The sequence below is a fragment of the Gelidimonas denitrificans genome, from assembly GCF_055694065.1.
The window spans coordinates 1895000-1919216 of record NZ_CM146350.1; the positions used below are offsets into that span (position 1 = coordinate 1895000).

22 protein-coding genes and 1 pseudogene are annotated in these 24217 nt (G+C 56.8%); 7 read left to right on the plus strand and 16 right to left on the minus strand.

All coding sequences use genetic code 11. From position 1 onward, the window contains the following. Positions 1 to 229 precede the first annotated feature (229 nt). From FKCLFG_RS08865 to FKCLFG_RS08880, 4 genes are all read left to right on the plus strand, one after another. Positions 230 to 1693, plus strand: a complete 1464-nt coding sequence (locus tag FKCLFG_RS08865) for an NfeD family protein (protein ID WP_472612730.1) — start codon at positions 230 to 232, stop codon at positions 1691 to 1693. Between the two features lie 2 nt (positions 1694 to 1695). Then, positions 1696 to 2460, plus strand: coding sequence for a slipin family protein (locus FKCLFG_RS08870; protein ID WP_472612731.1), 765 nt, complete (start codon positions 1696 to 1698; stop codon positions 2458 to 2460). A 341-nt stretch (positions 2461 to 2801) separates the two neighbouring features. Continuing rightward, a complete protein-coding gene (locus FKCLFG_RS08875; protein ID WP_472612732.1) occupies positions 2802 to 3230 on the plus strand; it encodes a universal stress protein in 429 nt (142 codons plus the stop codon). Positions 3231 to 3288: 58 nt separating this feature from the next. Then, positions 3289 to 3936 (plus strand): SAM-dependent methyltransferase, encoded by a 648-nt coding sequence (locus tag FKCLFG_RS08880; RefSeq protein WP_472612733.1) that lies wholly within the window; start codon positions 3289 to 3291, stop codon positions 3934 to 3936. Between the two features lie 146 nt (positions 3937 to 4082). On the opposite strand, the gene FKCLFG_RS08885 is transcribed toward FKCLFG_RS08880, so the two are convergent. The 5 genes and pseudogenes from FKCLFG_RS08885 to FKCLFG_RS08905 all read right to left on the minus strand — a co-directional run bounded on the left by FKCLFG_RS08885 (position 4083) and on the right by FKCLFG_RS08905 (position 9190). Further along, a complete protein-coding gene (locus FKCLFG_RS08885; protein ID WP_472612734.1) occupies positions 4083 to 5885 on the minus strand; it encodes an acyl-CoA dehydrogenase in 1803 nt (600 codons plus the stop codon). Positions 5886 to 5995: 110 nt separating this feature from the next. Continuing rightward, positions 5996 to 6110 (minus strand): annotated as a pseudogene (locus FKCLFG_RS08890) (electron transfer flavoprotein subunit alpha/FixB family protein); the annotation flags it as partial. Positions 6111 to 6155: 45 nt separating this feature from the next. After that, a complete protein-coding gene (locus FKCLFG_RS08895) occupies positions 6156 to 6647 on the minus strand; it encodes a MaoC family dehydratase (RefSeq protein WP_472612735.1) in 492 nt (163 codons plus the stop codon). Positions 6648 to 6752: 105 nt separating this feature from the next. Next, the gene (locus FKCLFG_RS08900; RefSeq protein ID WP_472612736.1) at positions 6753 to 8426 is read right to left on the minus strand and encodes an acyl-CoA synthetase; all 1674 of its coding nucleotides are present in this window, start codon (positions 8424 to 8426) and stop codon (positions 6753 to 6755) included. 77 nt (positions 8427 to 8503) lie between these two features. Next, entirely contained in the window at positions 8504 to 9190 is a 687-nt protein-coding gene (locus FKCLFG_RS08905) for an acetate uptake transporter (RefSeq protein WP_472612737.1), read from the minus strand. Positions 9191 to 9439: 249 nt separating this feature from the next. Between FKCLFG_RS08905 and FKCLFG_RS08910 the strand changes: the two genes are divergently transcribed. Next, positions 9440 to 10957 (plus strand): AMP nucleosidase, encoded by a 1518-nt coding sequence (locus FKCLFG_RS08910; protein ID WP_472615828.1) that lies wholly within the window; start codon positions 9440 to 9442, stop codon positions 10955 to 10957. Between the two features lie 82 nt (positions 10958 to 11039). Here the strand turns inward: FKCLFG_RS08910 and FKCLFG_RS08915 are convergent, their stop codons facing one another. The 9 genes from FKCLFG_RS08915 to FKCLFG_RS08955 form a co-directional block, all read right to left on the minus strand. Next, a complete protein-coding gene (locus FKCLFG_RS08915) occupies positions 11040 to 12356 on the minus strand; it encodes an extracellular catalytic domain type 1 short-chain-length polyhydroxyalkanoate depolymerase (RefSeq protein ID WP_472612738.1) in 1317 nt (438 codons plus the stop codon). Between the two features lie 75 nt (positions 12357 to 12431). Continuing rightward, positions 12432 to 12845 (minus strand): CopG family transcriptional regulator, encoded by a 414-nt coding sequence (locus FKCLFG_RS08920; RefSeq protein WP_472612739.1) that lies wholly within the window; start codon positions 12843 to 12845, stop codon positions 12432 to 12434. A gap of 154 nt (positions 12846 to 12999) precedes the next feature. Beyond that, positions 13000 to 13434 carry a thioredoxin TrxC gene (gene trxC / locus FKCLFG_RS08925; RefSeq protein WP_472612740.1) on the minus strand — a complete coding sequence of 145 codons (435 nt, stop codon included), beginning with the start codon at positions 13432 to 13434 and terminating at the stop codon, positions 13000 to 13002. Positions 13435 to 13722: 288 nt separating this feature from the next. Then, positions 13723 to 15249 carry a CYTH and CHAD domain-containing protein gene (locus tag FKCLFG_RS08930; RefSeq protein ID WP_472612741.1) on the minus strand — a complete coding sequence of 509 codons (1527 nt, stop codon included), beginning with the start codon at positions 15247 to 15249 and terminating at the stop codon, positions 13723 to 13725. 143 nt (positions 15250 to 15392) lie between these two features. Beyond that, positions 15393 to 15563, minus strand: a complete 171-nt coding sequence (locus FKCLFG_RS08935; RefSeq protein WP_472612742.1) for a hypothetical protein — start codon at positions 15561 to 15563, stop codon at positions 15393 to 15395. Positions 15564 to 15581: 18 nt separating this feature from the next. Next, positions 15582 to 17255, minus strand: coding sequence for a cbb3-type cytochrome c oxidase subunit I (locus FKCLFG_RS08940; RefSeq protein ID WP_472612743.1), 1674 nt, complete (start codon positions 17253 to 17255; stop codon positions 15582 to 15584). 2 nt (positions 17256 to 17257) lie between these two features. Next, positions 17258 to 17971, minus strand: a complete 714-nt coding sequence (locus FKCLFG_RS08945) for a cupredoxin domain-containing protein (protein WP_472612744.1) — start codon at positions 17969 to 17971, stop codon at positions 17258 to 17260. A 167-nt stretch (positions 17972 to 18138) separates the two neighbouring features. Then, a complete protein-coding gene (locus FKCLFG_RS08950; RefSeq protein WP_472612745.1) occupies positions 18139 to 18540 on the minus strand; it encodes a hypothetical protein in 402 nt (133 codons plus the stop codon). 618 nt (positions 18541 to 19158) lie between these two features. After that, on the minus strand, positions 19159 to 19956 hold the full coding sequence (locus FKCLFG_RS08955) for a fused MFS/spermidine synthase (protein WP_472612746.1): 798 nt from the start codon (positions 19954 to 19956) through the stop codon (positions 19159 to 19161). A 177-nt stretch (positions 19957 to 20133) separates the two neighbouring features. On the opposite strand from FKCLFG_RS08955, the gene ppnN reads away from it, so the two are divergent. Further along, a complete protein-coding gene (gene ppnN / locus FKCLFG_RS08960; protein ID WP_472612747.1) occupies positions 20134 to 21504 on the plus strand; it encodes a nucleotide 5'-monophosphate nucleosidase PpnN in 1371 nt (456 codons plus the stop codon). A 55-nt stretch (positions 21505 to 21559) separates the two neighbouring features. On the opposite strand, the gene FKCLFG_RS08965 is transcribed toward ppnN, so the two are convergent. Both FKCLFG_RS08965 and FKCLFG_RS08970 read right to left on the minus strand, forming a co-directional pair. Continuing rightward, positions 21560 to 22222: a class I SAM-dependent methyltransferase gene (locus tag FKCLFG_RS08965; RefSeq protein WP_472612748.1), complete on the minus strand. Its 663-nt coding sequence runs from the start codon at positions 22220 to 22222 to the stop codon at positions 21560 to 21562. A 25-nt stretch (positions 22223 to 22247) separates the two neighbouring features. Continuing rightward, positions 22248 to 23189, minus strand: a complete 942-nt coding sequence (locus FKCLFG_RS08970) for a CysB family HTH-type transcriptional regulator (RefSeq protein ID WP_472612749.1) — start codon at positions 23187 to 23189, stop codon at positions 22248 to 22250. 235 nt (positions 23190 to 23424) lie between these two features. Between FKCLFG_RS08970 and FKCLFG_RS08975 the strand changes: the two genes are divergently transcribed. Further along, positions 23425 to 24198 (plus strand): sulfite exporter TauE/SafE family protein, encoded by a 774-nt coding sequence (locus tag FKCLFG_RS08975; RefSeq protein ID WP_472612750.1) that lies wholly within the window; start codon positions 23425 to 23427, stop codon positions 24196 to 24198. The last annotated feature ends 19 nt before the right edge of the window (positions 24199 to 24217 follow it).

Sequence of the window (24217 nt, forward strand, 5' to 3'; positions counted from 1 at the left end):
GGCAGTGTTTAGTTGGTTTTTAATTATGGCGCAATATTGGCATTGCGACGCGGGACCATCATGTGCAAAAGCAACCCCTTCTCGCCGGGCTAGACGGTAAACAAGCGGGATTTTGATTTCACGCAAGTCCGGGGCAGTGATGTGCGTGAGAATGAGAAAATAGTTTCTACCTCATCTCAGTAGTTTCAATCTAGACCTGCAAACCGGTTTCCGTGTTCAGGAGCAAACCATGTTTCCACAGAGGCAGGTTGTTGCCTTTGACGCCGGCACTGCGTTGCGCCGAACATGGGTCATGGCGACCGCGAATAGCCTCAATAGCCTCCTGCATGCATTGATCGCGTTACTGTTGGCCACATGTTCCTTGCTGGCCACTGCCGCTTCCGCGCCGATAACGCTGCTGACGATCGATGGCGCAATCGGCCCGGCCAGTGCCGACTATGTGGTGCGCGGCATCGCGCGCGCCGCCAAGGACGGCAGCCAGCTCGTGATACTGCAGATGGATACGCCGGGCGGGCTCGATACCGCAATGCGCGCCATCATCAAGGCGATCCTGACGTCGCCGGTGCCGGTCGCCAGTTATGTCGCACCGAGCGGCGCGCGGGCGGCCAGCGCCGGGACTTACATCCTGTATGCCAGCCATATCGCGGCCATGGCGCCGGGCACGAATCTGGGCGCGGCGACACCGGTGCAGATCGGCGGCAATCCGATGGAACCGAAACCTGAAAAGCCCGTGCCTGGCAAGAAACCGGCTGACACCGACGCCGACGCCGACGCCACAGACAATCCAAACATATCGCCAATGGAGCGCAAACAAGTCAACGACGCCGCTGCGTATATCCGTGGGCTGGCGCAAATGCGGGGCCGCAATGCCGAGTGGGCCGAGCGCGCGGTGCGCGAAGCGGTGAGCCTGTCGGCGCAAGAGGCATTGGAGTTGCGCGTCATCGATATCGTCGCCGCCGACCTTCCCGCACTGGCTAAACAGCTTGACGGCAAGAAGGTGAATGTAGCTGGGCAAGACAAGCTGCTGCAAACCAGGGGCGCGCTTATCAATGATAGCCAGCCCGACTGGCGCGCGAATTTGCTCGCCGTCATCACCAACCCCAGCATCGCGCTGCTGCTGATGACCATTGGAATTTACGGGATCATCTTTGAATTCACCAATCCCGGCCTCGCCTTTCCTGGCGTGGTTGGCGCCATCTGCCTGCTGCTTGCGCTGTATGCATTGCAACTCTTGCCGGTCAACTATGCAGGACTGGCGCTGATCCTGCTCGGCATGGCGTTCATGGTGGCCGAAGCATTCCTGCCGAGTTTCGGCGCGCTCGGACTGGGCGGCATTGCCGCATTCGTGGCCGGAGCACTGATCCTGATCGACACCGAACTGCCCGGCTATGGCATCCCGCTCGCACTGATCGCCACCATTGCGGTAGTCAGCGCGCTGCTGCTTGCAGCCATGGTCGGCATCGTGTTGAAAACGCGCCGGCGCACGGTAGTGGGCGGCTCTGGCGATATGATCGGCAGCGTCGCCGAAGTGGTGGAAGCGACCCAGCACGAAGGCTGGGCGCAATTGCGCGGCGAAACCTGGCGCGTGGTCAGCGATTCGCCGCTGCAACCGGCGCAGAAGGTGCGGGTCGTGGCCCGCAATGGATTGGTGCTGGAGGTCGTCCCTACCGGCAATAACGAAAAAGGAGAATAACCATGTTTTTCGAATTCGGATTCGTCGGCCTCGCCATTCTGGTTCTTGCGCTGCTCGCTGCTTCGATTCGCGTGATGCGCGAATACGAGCGCGGCGTGGTGTTCCAACTGGGCCGATTCTGGGCCGTAAAAGGGCCGGGATTGATAATCCTGATCCCGGTGATCCAGCAGATGGTGCGCGTCGACCTGCGCACTGTCGTGCTCGACGTGCCGAAACAGGACGTGATTTCGCGCGATAACGTCTCAGTGAAAGTCAACGCGGTGCTCTACTTCCGCGTGATCGATCCCGAGAAAGCCATCATTCAGGTCGAAAACTTTCTGGAAGCGACCAGCCAGCTGGCCCAAACCACCCTGCGCTCGGTACTGGGCAAGCACGAACTCGACGACATGCTGGCCGAACGAGAACGTCTGAATATCGATATTCAGCAAGTGCTCGATGCGCAAACCGACGCCTGGGGCATCAAGGTAGCCAACGTCGAAATCAAGCATGTCGATCTCGACGAAACGATGGTACGGGCCATCGCCAGGCAAGCTGAAGCCGAGCGCGAACGGCGTGCCAAAGTAATCCACGCCGAGGGCGAGTTGCAGGCATCTGAAAAATTGATGCAGGCGGCCCAGGTGCTGGCGCAGCAGTCCGGAGCCATGCAATTGCGCTATATGCAAACGCTGGCGAACATCGCCGGCGACAAGTCATCGACCATCGTGTTCCCGCTGCCGATCGAGTTGCTCAATGGCATGGTGGAGCTGCGCTCGAATCGAAAAGAATGACGGCGAAGCCTACTCTGACGCGCAAGCGCCAGTGCTGGCCGGCAGGAACGGAATAACAACTTTGTCCACAGAAAGCACGAACATTTCCAGAACGTGCGGCGCAATCTCACTATCCGATGCATGAATCACTGTATCGATACAAGGTATTGATGTATTTTGTGTCTTTCGTGGAAAAACCACAGTTTCCAGAATGAATCGGTTGCCAGTGTCTGGACCGATTTGCGCTGGATCAAACGAATATTGGGGCGCGTCAGTAGCCTTGGCGCATCTGATGCGGCGCGGTGCTGCGTGCAACCGCAGCATCGAATACCACCGACCAACACTTTCTGAAAGAAACCAGCATGCGAAAAATATTGATACCCTGCGACGGCTCGGACAATGCATTACGGGCGGTGCGCTATGCCGCCTCTGTAGCGACCAGGCGCTCCGATGTGCAACTGGAGTTGCTGTATGTGCAGGATGCTGTGCCGCTAAAATTGCATGCGTCGCTATCCTTGCACGAAATCGAGCATATGCAAACCGACGAGAGCAACCGCGTTCTGCAACCAGCCAAACAGATCCTCGACGACGAAGGCGTGCCATACCAGCTCCGCTGGTGCGCAGGCGCAGGCTCATCCGCCCACCAAATTGCGCGGCACGTACACGAAACCCAGTGCGACGCAATCATCATGGGCACCCGCGGACTGAGTCCGGTGGCCAACGTGATGGTCGGTTCGGTCGCTGCCAAGGTCATCCATTTGGTTGAAGTCCCGGTGACTCTGATCAAGTAGGGGCACGGCATGCCGTGCCCCAACGTAGATTATTTAAATTTATTAATTCTGGAATCCCATGCTAATCATCACCATCAAACAAGGCAAAGAAAAGAGCCTGCTGGAAAATCGCCAGCCGTGGATTTATGCGTCAGCGGTTGAGCGCGTCGATGGCAAACCCGAAGAAAAAATGAAATCGGGCGCGACGGCGCTGGTGCGATCCTCTTCCGGGCAATTTCTAGCGCGCGCCGCCTGGAGCCCGAAGTCGCAGATTCGCGCCCGCATCTGGAGCTTCGATGAAAACGAGGCGATCGACCATGCGCTGATCAAGCGCCGCGTCAAGACAGCCATCGCCGCACGCAACGTCGCCGCCAATGGTAAAAAAGCGGCACCGAGTCATATGATTCACCTCATTCTGGGCGAAGACGACGGTTTGCCCGGGCTGGTAGTTGACTGGTTTGGCGGCCAGCAAGGTTATCTGGTGTGCCAGTTTCAGGCCGCTGGCGTGGATGCCTGGAAGATACCCATCGTGCAATCCCTGATCGCCGAAACCGGCTGCCCGAATGTGTATGAACGCGCGGACGCATTGGTGCGCAAGGGCGAAGGTTTACCAGTCACCTACGGCATACTGGCCGGTGATGAACCGCCGGACGAAATATTGCTTACTGAAAATGGAATCCGCTATGCACTCAACATCAAGACTGGAGAAAAGAGCAATTTCAAGTAGACCGGACTTACGCGAAATACTGGGAGCACCGAGCGTCTGCTCGGCTGTTTGCCTGGAGCATGAATGAAAAAGCCGAGCAAACGCTCGGCTTTTTCATCAGGTCCGCACTATTTAAGAGTGCGCAAGAACTTACTTCTTTATAAACTTTAGAACTGGTCTTCGGTCAACGCCAACACGCCTGCGCTGCCATCGATGATCGCGGTGCGCAGCCCGGGAGCTTGCGACAAGATGTGATCCGCAAAGAAACGCGCAGTGCCGATTTTCGCTTGGTAGAACTGGGCATCGCCTGTACCAGCGTCCAGTTTTTGCTGTGCAATCACTGCCGCCCGCGCCATCTGCCAGCCGCCCAGGACAATCCCCGCCAGCTTCAGATACAGCACGCTGCCTGAAAAAACCGCCTTGATGTCCGTCTTCATGTTGGCGGCAACGTAGTCCACCACGGCTTCCAGCGCAATGCTGCCTGCGGACAACTGACGCAAAATTGCCTTGAAATCAGCTCCACGTGGGCCTTCACCCAATTCGGCCAGGTGCGCTTCGGTCGCACGTACCCGGGCGATGATGCCCCGCGCTGTCGCACCGCCGTCACGCACAGTCTTGCGGCCGATCAGATCGTTGGCCTGAATCGCCGTCGTGCCTTCATAAATGGTCAGGATCTTGGAATCGCGGTAATGCTGGGCAGCGCCGGTTTCTTCGATAAAGCCCATGCCGCCATGCACTTGCACGCCATCGCGCGTTACGTCTTGCGACATTTCGGTGGACCAGCCCTTGATGATCGGCACCAAATATTCATACACCGCCAGATTTGCGGCGCGGGTCGCAGCGTCTGGATGGTGGTGAGCAATGTCGCTAATACCAGCGCCAACATAAGCTAGCGCACGCGCCGCTTCGGTGTGTGCGCGCATCGACATCAACATGCGGCGTACATCCGGATGGTGAATGATAGCTACCGGGCCGGCTGAACCGGTCAGGTCACGCGATTGCTGCCGATCCTTCGCAAACGCTACCGCTTGTTGGTAGGAACGTTCAGCCAAACCGATGCCTTGCAAGCCAACGCCAAAACGGGCTGCGTTCATCATGATGAACATGTATTCCAGACCGCGATTTTCTTCGCCGACCAAGGTGCCAATCGCGCCGTCATTGTCGCCAAATTGCAATACTGCGGTCGGGCTACCTTTGATACCGAGCTTGTGTTCGATTGAGACGCAATGCGCATCGTTGCGCGCACCAAGCGAACCGTCGGAATTGACCAGGAACTTCGGCACGATGAATAGCGAAATACCCTTCACGCCCGCTGGCGCATCCGGAGTACGCGCCAGCACCAGATGGATGATGTTCTCAGCCATGTCGTGCTCACCGTAGGTGATGAAAATCTTGGTGCCGAATACTTTGTAAGTGCCATCGTCCTGCGGCACTGCGCGTGTGCGCACTGCAGCCAGGTCGGAGCCGGCTTGCGGCTCGGTCAGGTTCATGGTGCCGGTCCACTTGCCGGAAATGAGCGGCTCAAGGTAAGTGGCTTTTTGCTCTTCGCTGCCGGCGATCAGCAACGCCTCGATCGCGCCATCCGATAGCAGCGCAACCAGCGCGAACGAGACGCTGGCCGAATTGAGCATTTCGATACATGGCGTCGCGACCAGCTTGGGCAAGCCCTGACCACCGAACTCGGCCGGATGCTGCACGCCCTGCCAGCCAGCTTCGGCAAAGGATTTGAATGCTTCCTTGAAGCCTTTGGCGGTCGTCACAATACCGTCGTGCCAAGTGCTTGGCTCCTTGTCGCTCGGCCAGTTCAGCGGCGCGACTACGTTGCCGCAAAATTTTGCATTTTCTTCCAGCACGGCTTCCACCATGTCCGGAGTCGCGTCTTCGCAACCTGGCAAGGCGTTCACTGCATGCATGCCTGCCAGTTCATTCATGACGAACAACATGTCTTTCAGGGGGGCTGTATAACTCATCTTTTATTCTCCAGAGATACAAGCCACGGAACCCAGCACTTTCCATGCTGGACTTGCGTAGCTTGCAAAGTTCAATCTACTTTATTGGACAAACCTGCCTAATCCAGTTTTTAGCCAAGTTCTGTCATCCGTTGCGGCACCATGTCAAACAGATCGCCCACGATGCCGTAGTCGGCAATCGAGAATCGGCGCTTCAGGATCTTTGTTGATCGCAACGATGGCCTGCATAATATTTGGCAGCGCCACCTGGCGCTGCTCGTTCAGGCGCATTCAGGCGCATTCAGTCGTTATCTTGCTTTTTTCAATTGCTGCTGCAGACTCCCGCAGCGCTGCCGCCAGGCTTGATCCGACCTTGACCAGCGCCTCGCCGTCGATCACGACTTGACCTTTGACGGTGCAGGTGGTTTCCAGCACCACGCGCTTTTTCTCCAGGATGATTTCCTTGACGGTCACCGTCGCATGCACGGTGTCGCCGGGCCTGACCGGGGCGCGAAATTGCAAGCTTTGGCTCATGTAGATTGCTCCGGGGCCGGGGAGCTTGTTGGCGACCGCCGCCGAAATGACGCTGGCCGACAGCATCCCGTGCGCAATCCGGCCCCCGAATGGCGTGGTTTCCGCATATTCCTGGTTAATATGAAGCGCATTGTTGTCGCCGGAAACGCCGGCAAACAAAACAATGTCCGCCTCGGTAATGGTTTTGGAAAATGTCGCGTTCATGCCGATCGAGAAATCCTCGATGTCGTAGCCGCCCAAGATGTTCATCTGCGTTCCTCCTCTGCTAACTTTCGATTATTGGTTTTTGCCGTCTAATCCGGCGCAAAAAACGGGGACAGCCTTCAGCAGCCACCCACGCTTCTCGCTATTAGCTTATGCCTGTGCTTCTGCCAGTGCGTCGGCTAAGGCTATTTGTTCCTTAATTTGCTCGCGCAGGCGGAATTTTTGCAGCTTGCCGGTCGATGTCTTTGGAATCGTGCCAAACACTACGGATTTCGGCACCTTGAAATGGGCCAGATGTTCGCGGCAGAAATTGCGAATATCGTCTTCCGTTGCGCTGGCGTCTGGCTTGAGCTGAATGAAAGCACACGCCACCTCGCCCCATTTCGGGTCTGCCTTGGCCACTACCGCTGCCACTTCCACTGCCGGATGCCGGTACAGCACGTCCTCGACTTCGATTGACGAGATGTTCTCGCCGCCGGAGATGATCACGTCCTTCGAGCGGTCCTTGATGCGGACATAACCGTCAGGATCGACCACCGCCAAGTCACCGGTATGAAACCAGCCGCCGGCAAACGCCTCTTCAGTGGCAGCCGGATTTTTCAGGTAACCCTTCATCGTGATGTTGCCGCGGAACATGATTTCGCCGATGGTCTGGCCATCGTTCGGCACTGGCTCCATCGTGATCGGATCGAGTACCGTCATCGCTTCCTGCATCGGTGTGGCAACTCCTTGGCGGGCATTCAAGCGGGCGCGCTCGGACAATGGCAGTTCAGCCCAGCTTTCATGCTTGGCACAGACCGAGGCCGGACCGTAGGTTTCGGTCAATCCGTAGACATGGGTAATGTCGAAGCCGAGACGTTCCATCCCTTCAATGGTGGAAGCTGGCGGCGCCGAGCCGGCGATGAAGCCGCTGACCTGGTGCGTAATGCCTTCGCCTTGCGCCGGCGGGATATTGATCATCATGTTGTAGACGATCGGCGCGGCGCACATGTGGGTGACGCGATGGGTGCGGATCGCATCAAAAATCAGCACGGAATCGACCCGACGCAGGCAGACATTGGTGCCGGCATTAGCCGCCATGGTCCATGGGAAGCACCAGCCGTTGCAGTGGAACATGGGCAGCGTCCACAGGTAGACCGCATGTTGCGGCATGCCCCAGGAAACGATGTTCGAAACCGCGTTCAGGTAGGCCCCGCGATGGTGGTACACCACGCCTTTTGGATTGCCGGTGGTGCCAGACGTGTAGTTCAGCGTGATCGCATCCCACTCGTCAGCCGGCAGCTGCCAGGCAAAATCGGGCTCGCCTTCCAGCAGCAATGCTTCGTATTCGATCTGCCCCAGCAGCGCGCCGCCCTGATACAGCGCATCGTCGATGTCAATCACCAGCGGTGGATTCTCCATCAGCGCGAGCGCATGCGCAATCGTGCCGCTGAATTCGCGGTCGGTGAGCAAGACTTTCGCTTCGCTGTGCCCTAACTGGAATGCAATTGCTTCGGCATCAAGCCGGATATTGAGCGTATTGAGCACTGCGCCGATCATCGGCACCCCGAAACTGGCTTCGTAAGTTGCCGGAATATTGGGTGCCATTACCGCCACCGTATCGCCGGCGACTACGCCACGCCGCTGCAACGCACTGGCCAGACGGCGGCAACGGGTATACGTTTCGGCCCAGCTAATGCGCCGCTCACCATGAATCAGTGCGATCCGCTCGGGGTAGACAGCGGCCGCTTTCGCTAGAAAGCTTAGCGGCGAAAGCGCGGCAAAGTTGGCGGGTGTCTTTTCCAGGCCGACGCTGTACGGACTAGCAGATTTGGTTGGCAGCATGATGAATGTCTTTCTTAGAAATAGGTTACGGTTATTGCTGGTGACGGCTGATGATACGGTCGTCGATCAACCAGCGCTTATTTTTTCGATGCAGTTCCGAGCGGGATCACCTGCAGATCCTTGGCCGGGCGTACTAGCGGACCCTTGCGGATAAAGCCAAACGGTTTGCCGAGCGGCAGTAGCGTGCGGCCAAAATAACTGTTCAGGAATACCGCCCCTGCGCAGTAAAAGCCGAGCAATGAAATCGCCAGTTCGGAATAGGCGGCAAGTATGCCGAAGAAATGTGCGTTGATGCCGAATATGCTCAATGCCAGCGATGGCAGCAGGATATTAATCATCACCAGAATCGCGGCAAATACCTTGTTCGCTTCGAATGCAGCAACCATGATGAACAGCGAGAAAATGAAATAGCCGATACACGCCACCCCGAGTTGCCTTGGGTCTGCCTTGTCGCCGACCGCACCCAGCCAGCCCAGACTGATTGCCCAGTGCATCGCGACCGCGATCCAGAACAAGCCATAGGCGCCGAGCACAATCGCGCCGAAATAATTATTCTTTTTAAAGTCGATGCTGGAAGCCCATACCTGTGCGATCGAACCGAGAAACAGAGCCCACGGGATCAGATACACGGTGCCGCTGGTCCAGCCCATTTTTGAAGAAGCCGCCACGAAAGTGACCATTGCCAAGCCAAATACGCCAAGTGCGGTCGGATCGGACATAATGATTTTGGTTTCGGTAACCGGAGTCTGGGGTGCAGTTTGCATGAAGTTTTTCCTGAAGTTGGTAATCGGTAGAGCCGGACCAGCAGCACGCAAACCTGCTCCGTCAGGAACAGCGATGGCTTGCTTTTGAGGCCTAAATACACGGGCAGAATTATAATTGCCACGTCGCAAACCAGTGTTTTAAATGCCCAGCTATTTGCGTTGGGTCAATACTTATAAACATGAACTCACTCTTACAATACCCCTGACCCACCATTCAGCCCCCTCCATGCCCGGAATTTTAGGAGTTGCATCTTGCTAACCCCCCATTTCATCGCTCCCGCCCACTTTGACGATCCTGCCGCTGCACTGGACCAGGTGCATGCCATTTATGAACGCAGCATCTGCCACCTGCGCGAATCCCTGCAGCGCTTCGTCAGCGGCGAAAATCCTTCAGAGCATGTGCGCGCCTGTTATCCCTTTGTGCGGGTCCATACCGATACCGTGGCGCGGGCCGATTCGCGCCTGTCTTACGGCTTTGTCGCGGGCGCAGGCACTTTCGAGACCACGCTCACGCGACCGGATCTGTTCTCGAACTACTATCTGGAACAATTTCGCCTACTGTTGAAGAACCACGGCCGCAACCAGCAGGTGCAACTGGAAGTGGGCACCAGCGCGCAGCCGATCCCAGTGCATTTCTCGCTTGCCGAGCACGACCACATTGAAGGCAGCTTGAGCGCAGAGCGGCGCTTGGCGATGCGCGACCTGTTCGACCTGCCCGATCTGGCCGCGATGGACGATGGCATTGCCAACGGCACTTACGAAGCGCCACTTGGAGAGGCTAGACCGTTGTCGTTGTTCACTGCCCCTCGGGTGGACTATTCGCTGCAGCGGCTGCGCCACTACACCGGCACCGCGCCCGAATGTTTCCAGAAATTCGTGCTGTTTACCAACTACCAGTTCTACATTGACGAATTCGTGCGGCTGGCGCACGAGATCATGAACCGTGCTCCCGACTCTCAAGCCCCGGCGGACGACGACACTTACATCGCCTTTGTCGAGCCGGGCAATGTGATCACGCGAAGAGTGGGGCAAAGCGTACAACTGGGGGATGAACTGGGCGCTGCGCCACCGCGTCTGCCGCAAATGCCGGGCTTTCACCTGGTGCGCGCCGACGGCAGCGGCATCACGATGGTCAACATCGGGGTTGGGCCGGCCAATGCCAAAACCATCACCGACCATATCGCCGTATTGCGTCCGCATGCCTGGCTGATGCTCGGCCACTGCGCCGGCCTGCGCAACACCCAGCAGCTGGGCGACTATGTACTGGCCCACGGCTATGTGCGCGAAGATCACGTGCTGGATGAAGATTTGCCGCTGTGGGTACCGATTCCGCCGCTGGCAGAAGTGCAGGTGGCAATCGAAGCCGCGGTGGCTGAAATCACCCAGCTCACCGGTTACGACCTGAAACGGGTGATGCGCACCGGCACCGTGGCCAGCACCGACAACCGCAACTGGGAGCTGCTGCCGCAGCGCACGCCCGAGCGCCGCTTCAGCCAGAGCCGCGCGATTGCGCTGGATATGGAAAGCGCTACCATTGCTGGCAACGGTTTTCGTTTCCGCGTGCCCTACGGCACCTTGCTGTGCGTTTCCGACAAACCGCTGCATGGCGAAATCAAGCTGCCCGGCATGGCCAACCAGTTCTATCGCGATCGGATCGACCAACATTTGCGCATCGGCATCCGCGCGTTGGAGTTATTACGCAAGCAAGGTGTGGACAAGCTGCACAGTCGCAAACTGCGCAGCTTTGCCGAAGTGGCGTTTCAATAAGGTTCAGTCATCAAGCGGGGAGCGCCGAGTGTCTGATCGGCGCTCCTGGCGTGGTTACTGCATCTTTGTTACTGCATCCTTATTACTGCTTCTTTGTATGCGTAGTGAAAAACCGCATCATTTCCTGGCTTGCATCCGGACCTTTGGCGTCGGTATAACTGCCGCGCTTGCTGCCGCCGGCCCACGCATGTGCCGCACCATGGATCACCCAATGCTCGGCCACGATCTGCCCTTCGGCATTTTGATGCGTGGTCTGGGTGTAGGCGTGGCCGTTTGGAATTTTGCCGCGCAACACGCTTGGCTCGGGTGTGCTCGACGTTGCTGCAGAAGCCGCTCCTTGATGACGAACAACTTGGCTTTGCGCCATCACCTTTTCACCGTTGCGCGGATGCACCGTGGTGTCCCGGTCCCCGTGAAATACGATGATCGGAATCGCATTCTGCTGTGCTGTGGCGCCGGAAACTGGTCCAGCCGATTTATTAAGCGCAGACCTCCCTGCCACGCCGCCTTTCATTGCAGCCAGCGCAGACGGCAAGTCATGCGCGGCCGCGTAGGGCAAACCGGAATGGACGCCGACCGCCGTATACAGATCGGGATAGAGTTTGCCCATGATGACGGCCATCGCGCCGCCGGCCGACATGCCCGCGATATAGACCTGGTTCGCGTCGATATTGTGGGTGCTGATAATCTGGCGCGTGATGCCGGCGATGATCGACGGCTCGCCTTGGTCGCGCTGCTGATCGATGGCATTGAACCAGTTCCAGCACTTGGAGCTGTTCGCTGATTGGGTTTGCGCCGGATAGACGACGAAGCATTGCTTTTCTTCCGCGATCGCGTTCATCCGGGTGCCGGCGGCAAAGTCATCCGGACTTTGGGTGCAGCCATGCAGCATCACCATCAATGGCAGCGCCTGGCCGTGGTAACTGCTCGGGATATACAATTTATAACTGCGGCTGCCGGCCTGGTTGGAATAGGAACCGGCAATAAACTGGCCCGCGCTGCTGGCATCAATTTCCGCTTCATGCTGCGGCTGAGGAATAAAAGATGACGTCGAAAATTCGGGTGGAACAAATTCTGGCCGGACAAATTGTCCACCTTCGAGGCCGGTTTGAATGCCCAGCTTTGCCAATAAGCCGGACACAAAATCATTCGCCAGCGGGGCCGCAACTTCATCAGCCACCTTGGCGGCATGCATCCTGTCTTTTTCCGGCAAGGGGTTGATATCGTGCATCGGGCGCGATTGGGGCGCGGTCCAGGCAGAATACGCCGCGGCATGCTCCGGGTTGACGCCTTTTTGCAGCGCCTGCTGAATTGCCGCAGTCGCTGCCGCCGGCCCGCCGGCCAGCAGTTTTTGCGTGGCTTCACGCATTTTCGCGAACATTTTTTCATTGAGTTTCATGGTGTTTGATCCTCTCAGTAGTCACCGGGCGGTGTGCCATTGGCAACAAGGGTTAATTTTTTGAACCTGGTCAACTTAATGAATACGTCCGGCTAGCGCTGTTTTGACCGCCGGACTCGCATGCAATGCTCCCAACACCACTATGGAATCAATCGTCGCCAGCGCGAGTTCTGGCGATACATCGGTGCCGATACTGGCCAAACCCAACACTTGAATTTGCAGGCGCTGTCCGGCGGCTTGCACGGCCTCAAGATCTGCGCGGGAATAATGTTGCAACCCCAGCACCAGACTCTTGCGCGCCACCGTTTGCTTGACTACATCTGCATGGGTGCTCAATTGATTGCGAATGGCGGTGCGGATCAGATCGGTACGATTGGAATAAAAGCCTTCCTGTACCAACAAATCGATTTGCCCCAGATCGATTAATCCCAGATTGATGGTGATTTTTTCGCTATCACTGAGCTTGGGACGAATTTCATGCACGCTCATATATCCTCCTATACTCTCTATTTAACTCCGTATGGCATCCATATGCCATCTGTATGGATGGTAGTATAGGTCTCGGCATACGATTGTCAAGCAAAAAAACGACGCTATCGACCGGAGCCGATGCGTCGCACCATAGCGAAAACAGTCAGACTAGTTATGCACGCGCCTGCGTCCACGCCACGATACCGGCAGCGTCCATCGCACCGGCTTGCCGCGCCACTTCGATCCCGTTCTTGAACAGCGCCAGGGTCGGAATGCTGCGGATAACGTATTGCGCGGCCAATTCCTGCGCTTGTTCGGTATCGAGCTTGACGACCCGGATGGCTGGCTCCAAAAGTTGCGCCGCCTGCGCGTAGGCTGGCGCCATCATGCGGCACGGGCCGCACCACGGGGCCCAGAAATCGACCAGCACCGGAATCTGGTTGCGCGTGATGTGCCGTGCAAAACGGGCGCTATCAAGCTCCAGCGGCTGTGCTACGAACAACAATTTCTGGCACTTGCCGCAGGTGGGTTGCGCGTTGAGTTTGGCCGCCGGAACGCGGTTGACTGCATCGCAATGCGGGCAGACGATATGCAGGGAATCTGGCATGGTTTTCCTTTCGGCTGAAAAAGGGAATGCAACAACAAATAAAGACTTTACGCAAAGACCTTACACAGTCTCACAGCTCACTAAAAAACAGGGGTATGCCAAATAACATGCTATTTACCGTATATGAAACATGTGTAACATAAAAATACACTGCAGTTTTACGCTGAATGCAGCGAAGCCCAGCATCTCCACCATAATTTAGACGAGTATATTTTACAACTACAATTAAAATATGCGGTAAATTCCATGAAAATTACTATACTCCACGGTTTTATCGTAACTATGCGGTCATTGCAAAACAGGAATTTTGACCCGCATGCAGCGCCGCCCATACCGCCCCAAGGTACGAATCTGCCGCTCAGTGCGCGCATCGAGATAACCCTGGACCATGCCGGCACTGTAGGCCAACTCAGGATGGCTGTGCGCCAGTTGGGGCAACAAGCGGCCGGCTACCGCGACGTCATTGAGCCGGCCCAACCGGCCCTGCAAACCAGACAGCGTCTTGAGATAGGCGCGCATCGGCCCAGGCCGATGCAGCGACTGGAAAAATCCACTGGCATAACGCAATTTCTTGGCCGCAATACGCACCCGATGGCGTGCCTGGGGCATGTCATCTTGCCGCCGCCGCAATCGCCTGATGCGCTTTTTCAGTTTTTTGTGGCATAGCAGCAGCGTGTTTGTCGCAAAGTCAGCCAGCGGCAAGGCCCACGTCCGGTCGCCCTGCACCGACGGCGCGTTGTGCAGCCAACTGCCGACGGCCAGCAAAAATGCCGCATAACGCACCGAGCCCAGGGCCAGTCCGGCCTGATGCCGATGCCGTTGCGCCAGCGTATGCGCAGCCTGCAGTAGCGCCTCCTGCGCCGGAACCGGGCCGGCATCTGCCAGCGTGGTGCCGAATAAAACTTCCCAGTCGCGCGCCGCGCCCAGTACGCCCAGCAACCATTTCAATTCGGCGAGCAGTACCGCGGGAAGTGGCGCAATCTGGGCGAATAAGCTCAATGCACAGCGCAACCGGCGCAGGCCGACGCGCATCTGGTGCACGCTTTCCGGATCGCTGCCATGCATGACCCCATCCTCATTGCCCTGAATTTGCGCCAGGCAATTACCGACTATCGCTTGCAAGCCCTGCTCTACGGTCAAGTCCGGAGTCAGTATCAGGCGCGCCGCCAGCGCCACCGTTGGTGCCGGCGCTTGCGGCGTCAGCAGTGCATAACCCCGCTCGGCCTTGCTGATATTGCCGACGCGCAACGGCAGCGTTTGTTGCAACTCCAACGCAAATTCGAACAGTCCGGCCGGCGCGCCGGATTTGAGTTCCAGCTCAATCTCGCTAATCGGCAGAAATGTTGCTTCATGTATCACCTCGCCCTGATCGAGTGCCAGTTCGACCTCTTCCCCGTGCGCTAAACGCAATTGCCAAATCGTGCGGCGGAATTTGGTGGTAAAGATCGGCACCAATTGCGCGCTCAGGTCAGTATTGCGCAATCTCCGGCCCCATTTACTGTGCCGCCCTGCCAGATCGGCCAAAGCCGTGAGATCGGGAAATGCGCCAGTCACAGCAGATTCCCATTCTTCGCGCTGATGCAGGCCGGCCGCCACCTGACCGTCCGCCTTGAGAGTCTGTATCCACTTACCCTGCACCCGACGCACCCGCAACCCGGCATCGTGCCGCCTGAAATAACCGTCGGGCGTATCGAAATAGATGCTGGTAAGTTGTTGCGTGGACGGCTTGGCAAGCGCATGCCGGCGCAACAAAGGATGGCGGCGAAAAACCGCTACGTCAGCCGGCTCGAGCAATAGTTTCAGTTCGGTTTCCATATCCACATCCACATCCCGAAAAATGGGTTCATGACAGGCTCCCATAAAACTGCAAAATATCACACCTAAGGATCACACCTAACGCACCCTGCCATGCTGCGCATCAATGTGAAGCGCAGACCGTAGGATGGGTGCAACCCATCCTACGGTCTGCGCCAAAGCAGCAAGCCAGACAGTGCCAAAAACAATAAAGAGCCAAAACCCCATACCCAGGCGTAGCCAATCATGTCGGCCCAAGGTACCAGCGCATAGGCCAGTCCGAGCAGCGCCCAGACGATGGCAATCGGGACGATCAGCCAGAAATCTTCATTCATATATTTGCTCCTTGAGAATCAATGGCCGGTGCCGCCGCCAACGGCGGTTACCGGGAGTGCCTGCATCAGTTCAAAGCCAATCGCCGAGAACGCGTACATCGCGATCACAATCACCAGCACCGAAATGGGGCCGACCCAGGCTTTCAGCCCTGCTTGCACGGGACTGCCGCCCCACGACACCGTCAGGCCAGCCGTCGATGACGCGGCTGTCTGGTGCCCGGGCCACAAGGATGCAGCGATACCCGCTGCGAAAGCGGTCAGCGCCACGGCCATGACGCTCCCGCCGATGGCCACCATCATCATCAGGCCTTGCCACAGGGCCGGTGCCTGATGCTGATAAGTCACATCCATCACCCGACGCGGCACGCCCATATAGCCGGCCGTTATGCCGGCCGCACCGAACACCAGCAAGCCTGCAAACGCCAGCCAGGGCATCCAGCGCAACAGATCGGGACGCCACAGAGGACGCCCGCCAATGGCTGGCAGCACAACTGCCAGGGCCGCCAGCAAGGTCATGCTCACCGTACCCACTGTGAAAAAGTGGAAATAACCCGGCACGAAGAAGGTGTCCGACAGCAGCGGCGCGAGTTGGGCCTGGATCAGCACGAAGGCAAACACCAGCCCCAATCCCATGCTCAACACGGCCACGCCCATGGCTGCCATGGCTGGATTACGCCACGGCAGCAGACGGATCCAGCCAAACAGGCCGCGGCCACCTTGGGCGCGGGCGTGCACTTCCAATGACGCCACGATGATCAGAAAAGCAGTGATCGTGGGCACACTGACGAACAGGGACAATATCGACCCGCCGACTTGAACCACCTTGGGCAGATTCGGCTCCAGAAACATGTGGTACAGCGAGGTGGGCGGCACGAATATCAGGTACATCGAGAAAACGATCTTCGAGAAGCGCTCGCCGAACACGGATTTGACCCCGGTGAGTGTTTGCATCAGCACGTACCAGAGAATCACCGTCGCCATCAGAGGCAGGTAATGCATGTTGTGAAATACGATGTGCCAGCGGGTGCCGTGGTTGGCCGGAAAGGGTCCGACACCCAGCGCCCACAAGACGCCAGGCGCAAAGGTATATAACGCGGCGAATCCCGTCACCATCAAAAACCCGGCCCAGGTGAACAGGGCAAATCCCAGGGCGCTCAGACGGTCCTGTTGACCCTGCCAGCGCGGCCTGAGCAAAGTCGCAATGGCCGAAGCCGGCAGCGCCATCAATCCCAAAGCCAGACACAAGTAACCCAGGTTGAAGACAAGCAAGGCGCTTGGGTTGTCGGCCGCCAGTTCGGGCGCGCCGTTGTAGAGCAGCGGCGTGCCCATGAACGAGCCCGCCATACTCAAGCCCAAGCCCGCCAGTATCAGCGCGAAGCCGCTCCAGGCCAGGCGCGGCAAAGCCAGCCCGCCACTGTGTTCGGTGGCGGCAAAGCCCAACAACAGCGCCGCCTGCGCGGTGAACAGCCAGTAGAAGAAGATGCTCTGGCCATGCACGGTCAGAGCGCGGTAGCCGGTGTTCAGGGGGAGGTCCAGCAAGCCGCCGCGCACCAGCGCGGTAGTCAAACCTGCCAATACGCCTATCGCCAGTGCCACCAGCGCGACCGCGGCCATGCTCTTGAGCAGGCGACGGTCATGCGCCGGCAGGGTGATAAAACGTTCGATGTAAGTGGGTGTGGGGGTGTGCGTCATTTTCATGCCACCTCAATCGTTGCCTGCATCATGTCGTGAGCGGCACCGCAATAAACGGTGCAGTACATCAGATAGCGCCCCGGGCGTTGAAAGGTGAGCTCGGTCTCGGTGATCCGCCCCGGCAGCAGACGCATCATGCGTCCGCCCTTGCCGAACTGGATCGACGCGCCATGGGAAACGTCCAGCGCCATCATCCTGAAGCGGTACGGTTGCCCCACGTCCAGGCGCAGAGCGTTGGGCAGGTAGTACCACTTACCGGCGGTCATCAGCACTTCGATTGGCGCACTGTCGACTGCGGCTTCTGGGGCAATGCCATGTCCGGCATGCTGATCCGCCGTCATGTCTTGCATGGCGCCATGCCCGGCGTGCGGATCGGCCTTGTGGATTGGCGCAACTGTGAGCCGACGCGGGTAAACGCTACCGTCGGGCAGGCGGTAGCGTTCGCTGAATTCAACGGTCATGCGGCTGAACTCTTCGGGACTGGGACCATCGGCAGCAGCGCCATGACCGCCATGCCCCCCCTCTGCGGCTGGCTTGACGTGAGGCTGGGCAGCGCCTTCGGCATGGGTTTCGTTATGTGCGCCGTCCAGTCCGAGCAACGCCAGCGGTCCAGGGGCTGCGCCATAGGCGGCCCACAGCCCATACAGGCTGACGCCGCCAAAGCCGGCGGCAGCAATAAAGGCGCGCCGGGTTGTGAAGTGTGTTGTGTGTTTCATTGTGTTGTTCCAAAGACAGTAATACATTGGCCAGCGGAAAACTCGAACGTGCCCAGGCTGATTCTTTGGAAAAACCGAAGAATCGCAGTGCGCCCAAAGCAGCGCGCAGTGACCCAGCATCGTCCGCGCATCACGCGCGACGATAACGGACTAAACGATCTGGAAAGTTAAATACGGAAACAGCAGTTGCGGATAGAGAGCGGTGGCGCGGTGACCCGCGTCAGCAGAAAGGAATCTTGGTGTGCGGCAATCGGACTGTATGCAGGCTTGATGTCATCGAATACCAGCATTAGTGCCACCGGGACAAAAGATTGGACATGCGGCGATTCGGGCTTGTCGAGAGACTGCTTGCCCACTTGCGCGTGCGCATGGCACAGACTGGCCTGCGCCACATCCACACCGTCGCACCCATGCGTGCTGTCGGCATCAGCGGATATCGCGACCGGTTTACTGGCGAGCCCGATGTTGAACTCTGGACACGCGTATCCCGCTACAGCAAGCTGCATGAACAGCATACTGAGCAACGCGATGCAGACGGCGATAAAGCGGGATGGGCGGGACAGTTTCATTAGTTGCTTTATTTTTATTAGTTTTCTATGAGTTGCTTTATTTTTTCTTGAAAAATGATAGTCAGTGATAAGGCCTACTGTCAAGGATGCAGATCAAATCCACACACGCCTGAACCCGCCGCATGATGCTTTCTGGATCTCTCGGTCCGGGTAAGGCATTGCTCTCACCTATCCCATTTCGCAGCCGTTGCAAAACAGCGGATACGGTGATTCGCAGAACTACGCTGCGCCATGCGCTGACAATTTCCTTGATACCGAAGATGTCAAGGAGGTGCGCGCATGTCAAACATTCAACATGGGCAACTTAAACTCCATGTAATCCATGATCAAACGCGCTAACTAGCGGTTTCATAAGGTTTTTTTAAACTATCCACAACATCTGTGGATAACTTTGTGGATAAGACCCACTTGACAGGCTGCGGCGCAAGCAAAGACGTGGGTTTCAATAAAATGCTTAATCCGTTTGCAATAAATAATACGTTTAAAATCAATCACTTGAAAAATAGAATCGAAGAGTGGAAAAAATATTTAAATATTTTTATCCTTGCATTATTTGTGTATAAGTGTTTTTTCCAACAGTGCTTCCATATAACAACATCGAAGCCATCCTGAGGCAATTCAGGAGTGGCGGCACCGCAGACGCTCGACCAGTTGCGGCAAATTCAACCGACACCGCAAGCTGCTGGCTTCGGCCCTTTGCCGCAGCTGCGGGCGAAAATCATGCTGGCATTCATTAACGCCATCCTCGTCACCGTCACCGTTGATGGCAAAGACAATCCGGTTGCCGCCGCCTTCGGCGCGGCACCAGCACACCCGCAGATCGAACTCCGCATGCAGGTATTGCATGCAGAATGGCAGCTGGGGATCGCGATCGATGATGTTGGCGACCAAAACACCGCGCGGATTGAGGGCGCGCCGGCAGGCCGCATAAAAATGCGCCGAGCATAACTCCGGCGGCAAGCCCTCCGCGCCGAAACCGTCGAGCAGCAGCACATCAATATCCTGTGCAGCGCTCTCCATGAAGACGGCGGCGTCAGCATGAATGACCCGCAAGCGCGCATCGTCGGGCGGAATCAAGAATTGGTCGCGCAGCGCAATCACGTCGGCATCCAGTTCCAGCACGGTGATACGGGTATCGGGCAGATAGCGATAACAAAATTTGACTATCGAGCCGCCGCCTAGCCCAACCATCAGTAAGTGCTTTGGCGCGGGCTGAAACAGCAGGAAGCCCATCATGGCGCGGGTGTAACTGAACATCAGTTCATCCGGCGCAGAAACCCGCATTTCACTCTGGATCGCGACCCCGTTAAAATGCAGGGATAGCAGGTCGCCCTGACGCTGAATGAATGGCTTGCCGCCCGCCCCTTCCAACAAGTCCATGAAATCGTCGAAATAGGTCTTGAATGGCTTGGGCATTTGGCATCCTGGTGGTGGTGATTGGTTCATGCGTGGGGCGCAATGGTGCGCCAAAGCGCCCCTGCAATGCAAGAAAAAGACTGCAAAGCAAGACGTATCGTCGGTTTATCAGTAAAGTAATCATTTGTTTCAATACTTCTCAGTAACGAATATTTCACCTTGGGAATTCACACGTTTATGAAATACGAAGTCATCAATATCCAAATCTCGCCGGAAGGTCGTCTGGAAGTGCTTTCCAAGGCGGAAGTCAGTAAATTGCTCGATACCAGTCATGGCGGTTTATACGCGCTGTTTCGCAATTGTTCGCTGGCGGTACTCAACTGCGGCAGCGACGTTGATGATGGCAAGGAATTGCTGGAGCGTTACAAATCCTTCGAGATCAGCATCATCCAGCGCGAACGCGGCATCAAACTGAACGTCATAAACGCACCCGCGGTAGCCTTTGTCGACGGCAAAATGATCAAGGGCATCCACGATCACCTGTTTGCCGTGCTGCGCGACGTAATTTATGTCAACGACGAAATTCATGACAACCCGAAATTCGACCTGAGTACTGCAGACGGCATCAGCGATGCGGTTTTCCACGTATTGCGCAACGCCAGCATTCTGCGCCCGTTAAACAATCCGCAACTGGTAGTGTGCTGGGGCGGCCATTCGATTAGCCACGAAGAATACGATTATTCCAAAAAAGTCGGCTATCAACTGGGCTTACGCCATCTCGACATCTGCACCGGCTGCGGCCCCGGCGCGATGAAAGGTCCGATGAAGGGCGCCACCATCGGCCACTCCAAGCAGCGCATCCATGGCGGACGCTATATCGGAATTTCCGAACCTGGCATCATCGCCGCCGAAGCGCCTAATGCGATTGTCAATGAACTGGTCATCATGCCGGACATCGAAAAACGGCTGGAAGCCTTCGTGCGCGCCGGACATGGGATCGTGGTGTTTCCCGGCGGCGCCGGCACAGCAGAAGAAATCCTGTACATCCTGGGCATCCTGCTGCATCCCGACAATGCGGCGATTCCGTTTCCGCTGATCTTTACCGGCCCGGAAAAATCGGCAGATTATTTCCGCCAGATCGACCAGTTTATCGGCGACACGCTGGGCAGCGCGGCACAACAGCGCTACAAAATCATGATTAACGATCCGGTCGGTGTGGCGCAGGAAATGCTGGCTGGCATCAAGCTGGTGCGTGAATTCCGCAAGGAAAAAGGCGATGCCTACTATTTCAACTGGATGTTGAAAATTGATGCTGAATTCCAGCGGCCGTTTATCCCCACCCACGACGCCATGCGCAGTCTGGAACTGCACAAGAACCAGCCCAGCCACCTGCTGGCGGCCAACCTGCGGCGGGCCTTTTCCGGCATAGTGGCCGGCAATGTCAAGGATGAGGGAATCCGCACCATAGAACAGCACGGCCGTTTCGAAATTCACGGCGACCCCGCCATCATGGCATCGATGGATGCGCTGCTGACATCCTTCGTAGAGCAACACCGGATGAAATTACCAGGGAAGAAATACATCCCCTGCTACCAGATCATCACGTAGGGGCACGGCATGCAGGTAGGGGCACGGCATGCCGTGCCCCTACCATTTCCATGCCCTATTTAAGCCGGCAACTCATCAACCAGGTGTGCTGCAAGCGCAGGATGCGGATATCTTTGGCGACGCCGGCAAACTTCTTGCGCAGCGCACTGTCGGTAGGGAAGTTTTTGACATATTCGTAGCGCTCGCCGTCAGCCAGGGTTTCAATCTGATAGGTGTTGCCCTCGGCATCGGTACGCGCCACTGGCGCTGTATCTGCTTCCAGATAGTTGTCGTCGATTAATATCAACAATCCATCTTTGCCCGTGATTTTGCGCAAGCGCGCCAGCAGATCGGTTTGCAGCTCGCGCTTGACGTGGGCCCAAAAAAATCCGGCGAAGCAAGCCGTGTAGTCGTTCGCAAAATCAACCTCAAAAGCATCGATCTGGGCAATTTGCACCTTCTGTCCCGGCAAATCCCGCGCCTGTGCTGCTTTCAGCATCAGCGGGTTGTTGTCGGTTGCCAGCACAAAATCTGCCGCGCCTGCCATTGCCGCAGTCCAGTAACCGCTGCCGCACGCCAGCTCCAGCACTTTGTGCCCTTGCACCAGTTCTGCCACGCGTTCGCGCAGGAGGGTGAACTCATCCTGCCGGTCCGGCTGCGTATAAACGCCCTCGCCGCTATGGTTGGCGGTGGCGAGGCTGGTGTAATACGCACTTAATTCGGTATGCAAGGTAGTCATCAAACGTTATTTCCTGGTAATAATTTCATAATTCGTAACTTTCTTTTTCGCCGCTCATCGCGCGCTCGATCAGTTTGCGATTGAGTGTCGGCGTGAGCAATTCAATGAAGGTATACACATAGCTGCGCAGATACGCGCCTTTTTTGACTGCCACGCGCGAGACATTCATGCCGAACAGGTGGCCGACCGGAATCGCCTGCAGGTTTTTGTCGCGCTCGGCATCATAAGCCATGCCGGCGATGATACCTACGCCCATGCCGAGCTCGACATAAGTCTTGATGACGTCGGCATCGATCGCTTCCAGCAGCACATCGGGTTTTAAGCTGCGCAGGGCAAACGCATGATCGATCTTGTTGCGGCCGGAAAAAGCGCTGTCGTAAGTAATCAACGGATAGGTGGCGATCTCTTCGAGCGTAATCGGTTTCGATTTCAGCAGCGGATGATCGATGGGAACCGCCACGATATGTTCCCACTGGTGACACGGAAACGAGAGCAAGCCTTCGATACTGGAAATCGCCTCGGTGGCGATCACGATGTCGGCTTGATCTTTCAGCACCATTTCGACTACCTGCTGTGGATTACCTTGCAGCAAACATAAACGCACTTTCGGATATTTCTGGGTAAAAGCTTGCACTATTTTGGGCAGCATATAGCGCGCCTGCGAATGGGTGGTGGCGATGGTGAAGCTGCCACTGTCTTGCGCCGCGAACTCTTTGCCGATGCGTTTCAAGCTATCGATTTCCTGCAGGATCAGTTCAACCGACTTCAACACTTCGTGCCCCGGCTCGGTCAGGCCGCGCACCCGCTTGCCGTGGCGCGTAAAAATATCCACTCCCAGCTCTTCTTCCAGTTCGATGATCGCTTTCGACACGCCAGGCTGCGAAGTAAACAGTGCCTTGGCAGCGTCAGTCAGATTGAAATTTTGTCGGACGGCTTCACGCACGAAGCGCAATTGATGGAGATTCATGGAATTTTCCAGGTCATTTACCTGATTTTATTGCTAAAAAGAATTTTTTAGGGGCGATGATGGTGCTCGCAATCCGGCAAAACTCGACAAACATAACGCAAAATAACGCAGCATTAGTCAGTTCTTATGCACAATCGGCATCACATACCGAATAACCATATAAGCAAATAAATACTTTGTAGTTTGGAATGTGGCCGTGGTTTATTACTATTGCCCCCATTATACGCGGGGTAATATGACTTTTTCTTATGTGGCTTCTGGTTTTGCGGTGGGTTTATTGGTCGGTCTGACAGGTGTCGGAGGCGGCTCATTAATGACGCCTTTGCTCACCTTACTGTTCGGCATCAACCCGACCGTTGCGGTCGGCACCGATCTGGCTTTCGCTGCCATCACCAAATCTGCCGGCACTTTCACCCATCGCTTGCGCGGCACGGTAAACTGGGCTGTTGTCAAACGCCTGTGCATCGGTGCATTGCCGGCCGCAGTTATTACCACGCTGATACTGAAATATTTTGGCGGCTTGACCGACAGCATGGGCCAGATCATTCGTTACTCGATCGCCGGCTCGGTAATGCTGACCGTCGTTGCGCTACTCTTCAAGAGCCGCATGATTACGTGGTTAAATGCCCATCCCGAAAAGCAGTTGCATGGATCAAACCTGACTGGAGCAACCATCTTCGCCGGTGCCGTGCTCGGCACTCTGGTGACGGTGTCATCGATCGGCGCCGGCGCCATCGGTGCAACTTTGCTGGTCATGCTGTATCCAAAAATGAGCGCTGCCGAAGTCGTCGGCACCGATATCGCCTATGCTGTACCGCTCACAGCCATTGCAGCTTTCGGCCACTGGTGGCTGGGCTCGATACACTGGGTTCTGCTCGGCACTTTGTTGCTGGGCTCGGTGCCAGGCATCATGCTGGGCTCGTGGGCGGCCCGTGCAGTACCGGAGAGATTCCTGCGTGGCTTGCTGGCAACCACACTGACCGGCGTGGCGCTGAAACTGGTGCTTTGAATTAGCACTCGCAAAACAG

Excerpts from the sequence above, each read along its gene's own strand:
- FKCLFG_RS08900 (WP_472612736.1), bottom strand. The coding sequence starts at position 8,426 with ATGCTGCCAACCAAATCTGCTAGTCCGTACAGCGTCGGCCTGGAAAAG.
- FKCLFG_RS08955 (WP_472612746.1), bottom strand. The coding sequence starts at position 19,956 with ATGCCCAAGCCATTCAAGACCTATTTCGACGATTTCATGGACTTGTTG.
- FKCLFG_RS08895 (WP_472612735.1), bottom strand. The coding sequence starts at position 6,647 with ATGAACATCTTGGGCGGCTACGACATCGAGGATTTCTCGATCGGCATG.
- FKCLFG_RS08940 (WP_472612743.1), bottom strand. The coding sequence starts at position 17,255 with ATGACGCACACCCCCACACCCACTTACATCGAACGTTTTATCACCCTG.
- ppnN (WP_472612747.1), top strand. The coding sequence starts at position 20,134 with ATGAAATACGAAGTCATCAATATCCAAATCTCGCCGGAAGGTCGTCTG.
- FKCLFG_RS08945 (WP_472612744.1), bottom strand. The coding sequence starts at position 17,971 with ATGAAACACACAACACACTTCACAACCCGGCGCGCCTTTATTGCTGCC.
- FKCLFG_RS08975 (WP_472612750.1), top strand. The coding sequence starts at position 23,425 with ATGACTTTTTCTTATGTGGCTTCTGGTTTTGCGGTGGGTTTATTGGTC.
- FKCLFG_RS08880 (WP_472612733.1), top strand. The coding sequence starts at position 3,289 with ATGCTAATCATCACCATCAAACAAGGCAAAGAAAAGAGCCTGCTGGAA.
- trxC (WP_472612740.1), bottom strand. The coding sequence starts at position 13,434 with ATGCCAGATTCCCTGCATATCGTCTGCCCGCATTGCGATGCAGTCAAC.
- FKCLFG_RS08905 (WP_472612737.1), bottom strand. The coding sequence starts at position 9,190 with ATGCAAACTGCACCCCAGACTCCGGTTACCGAAACCAAAATCATTATG.
- FKCLFG_RS08965 (WP_472612748.1), bottom strand. The coding sequence starts at position 22,222 with ATGACTACCTTGCATACCGAATTAAGTGCGTATTACACCAGCCTCGCC.
- FKCLFG_RS08970 (WP_472612749.1), bottom strand. The coding sequence starts at position 23,189 with ATGAATCTCCATCAATTGCGCTTCGTGCGTGAAGCCGTCCGACAAAAT.
- FKCLFG_RS08950 (WP_472612745.1), bottom strand. The coding sequence starts at position 18,540 with ATGAAACTGTCCCGCCCATCCCGCTTTATCGCCGTCTGCATCGCGTTG.
- FKCLFG_RS08885 (WP_472612734.1), bottom strand. The coding sequence starts at position 5,885 with ATGAGTTATACAGCCCCCCTGAAAGACATGTTGTTCGTCATGAATGAA.
- FKCLFG_RS08865 (WP_472612730.1), top strand. The coding sequence starts at position 230 with ATGTTTCCACAGAGGCAGGTTGTTGCCTTTGACGCCGGCACTGCGTTG.
- FKCLFG_RS08870 (WP_472612731.1), top strand. The coding sequence starts at position 1,696 with ATGTTTTTCGAATTCGGATTCGTCGGCCTCGCCATTCTGGTTCTTGCG.
- FKCLFG_RS08930 (WP_472612741.1), bottom strand. The coding sequence starts at position 15,249 with ATGGAAACCGAACTGAAACTATTGCTCGAGCCGGCTGACGTAGCGGTT.
- FKCLFG_RS08915 (WP_472612738.1), bottom strand. The coding sequence starts at position 12,356 with ATGAAACTCAATGAAAAAATGTTCGCGAAAATGCGTGAAGCCACGCAA.
- FKCLFG_RS08935 (WP_472612742.1), bottom strand. The coding sequence starts at position 15,563 with ATGAATGAAGATTTCTGGCTGATCGTCCCGATTGCCATCGTCTGGGCG.
- FKCLFG_RS08875 (WP_472612732.1), top strand. The coding sequence starts at position 2,802 with ATGCGAAAAATATTGATACCCTGCGACGGCTCGGACAATGCATTACGG.
- FKCLFG_RS08920 (WP_472612739.1), bottom strand. The coding sequence starts at position 12,845 with ATGAGCGTGCATGAAATTCGTCCCAAGCTCAGTGATAGCGAAAAAATC.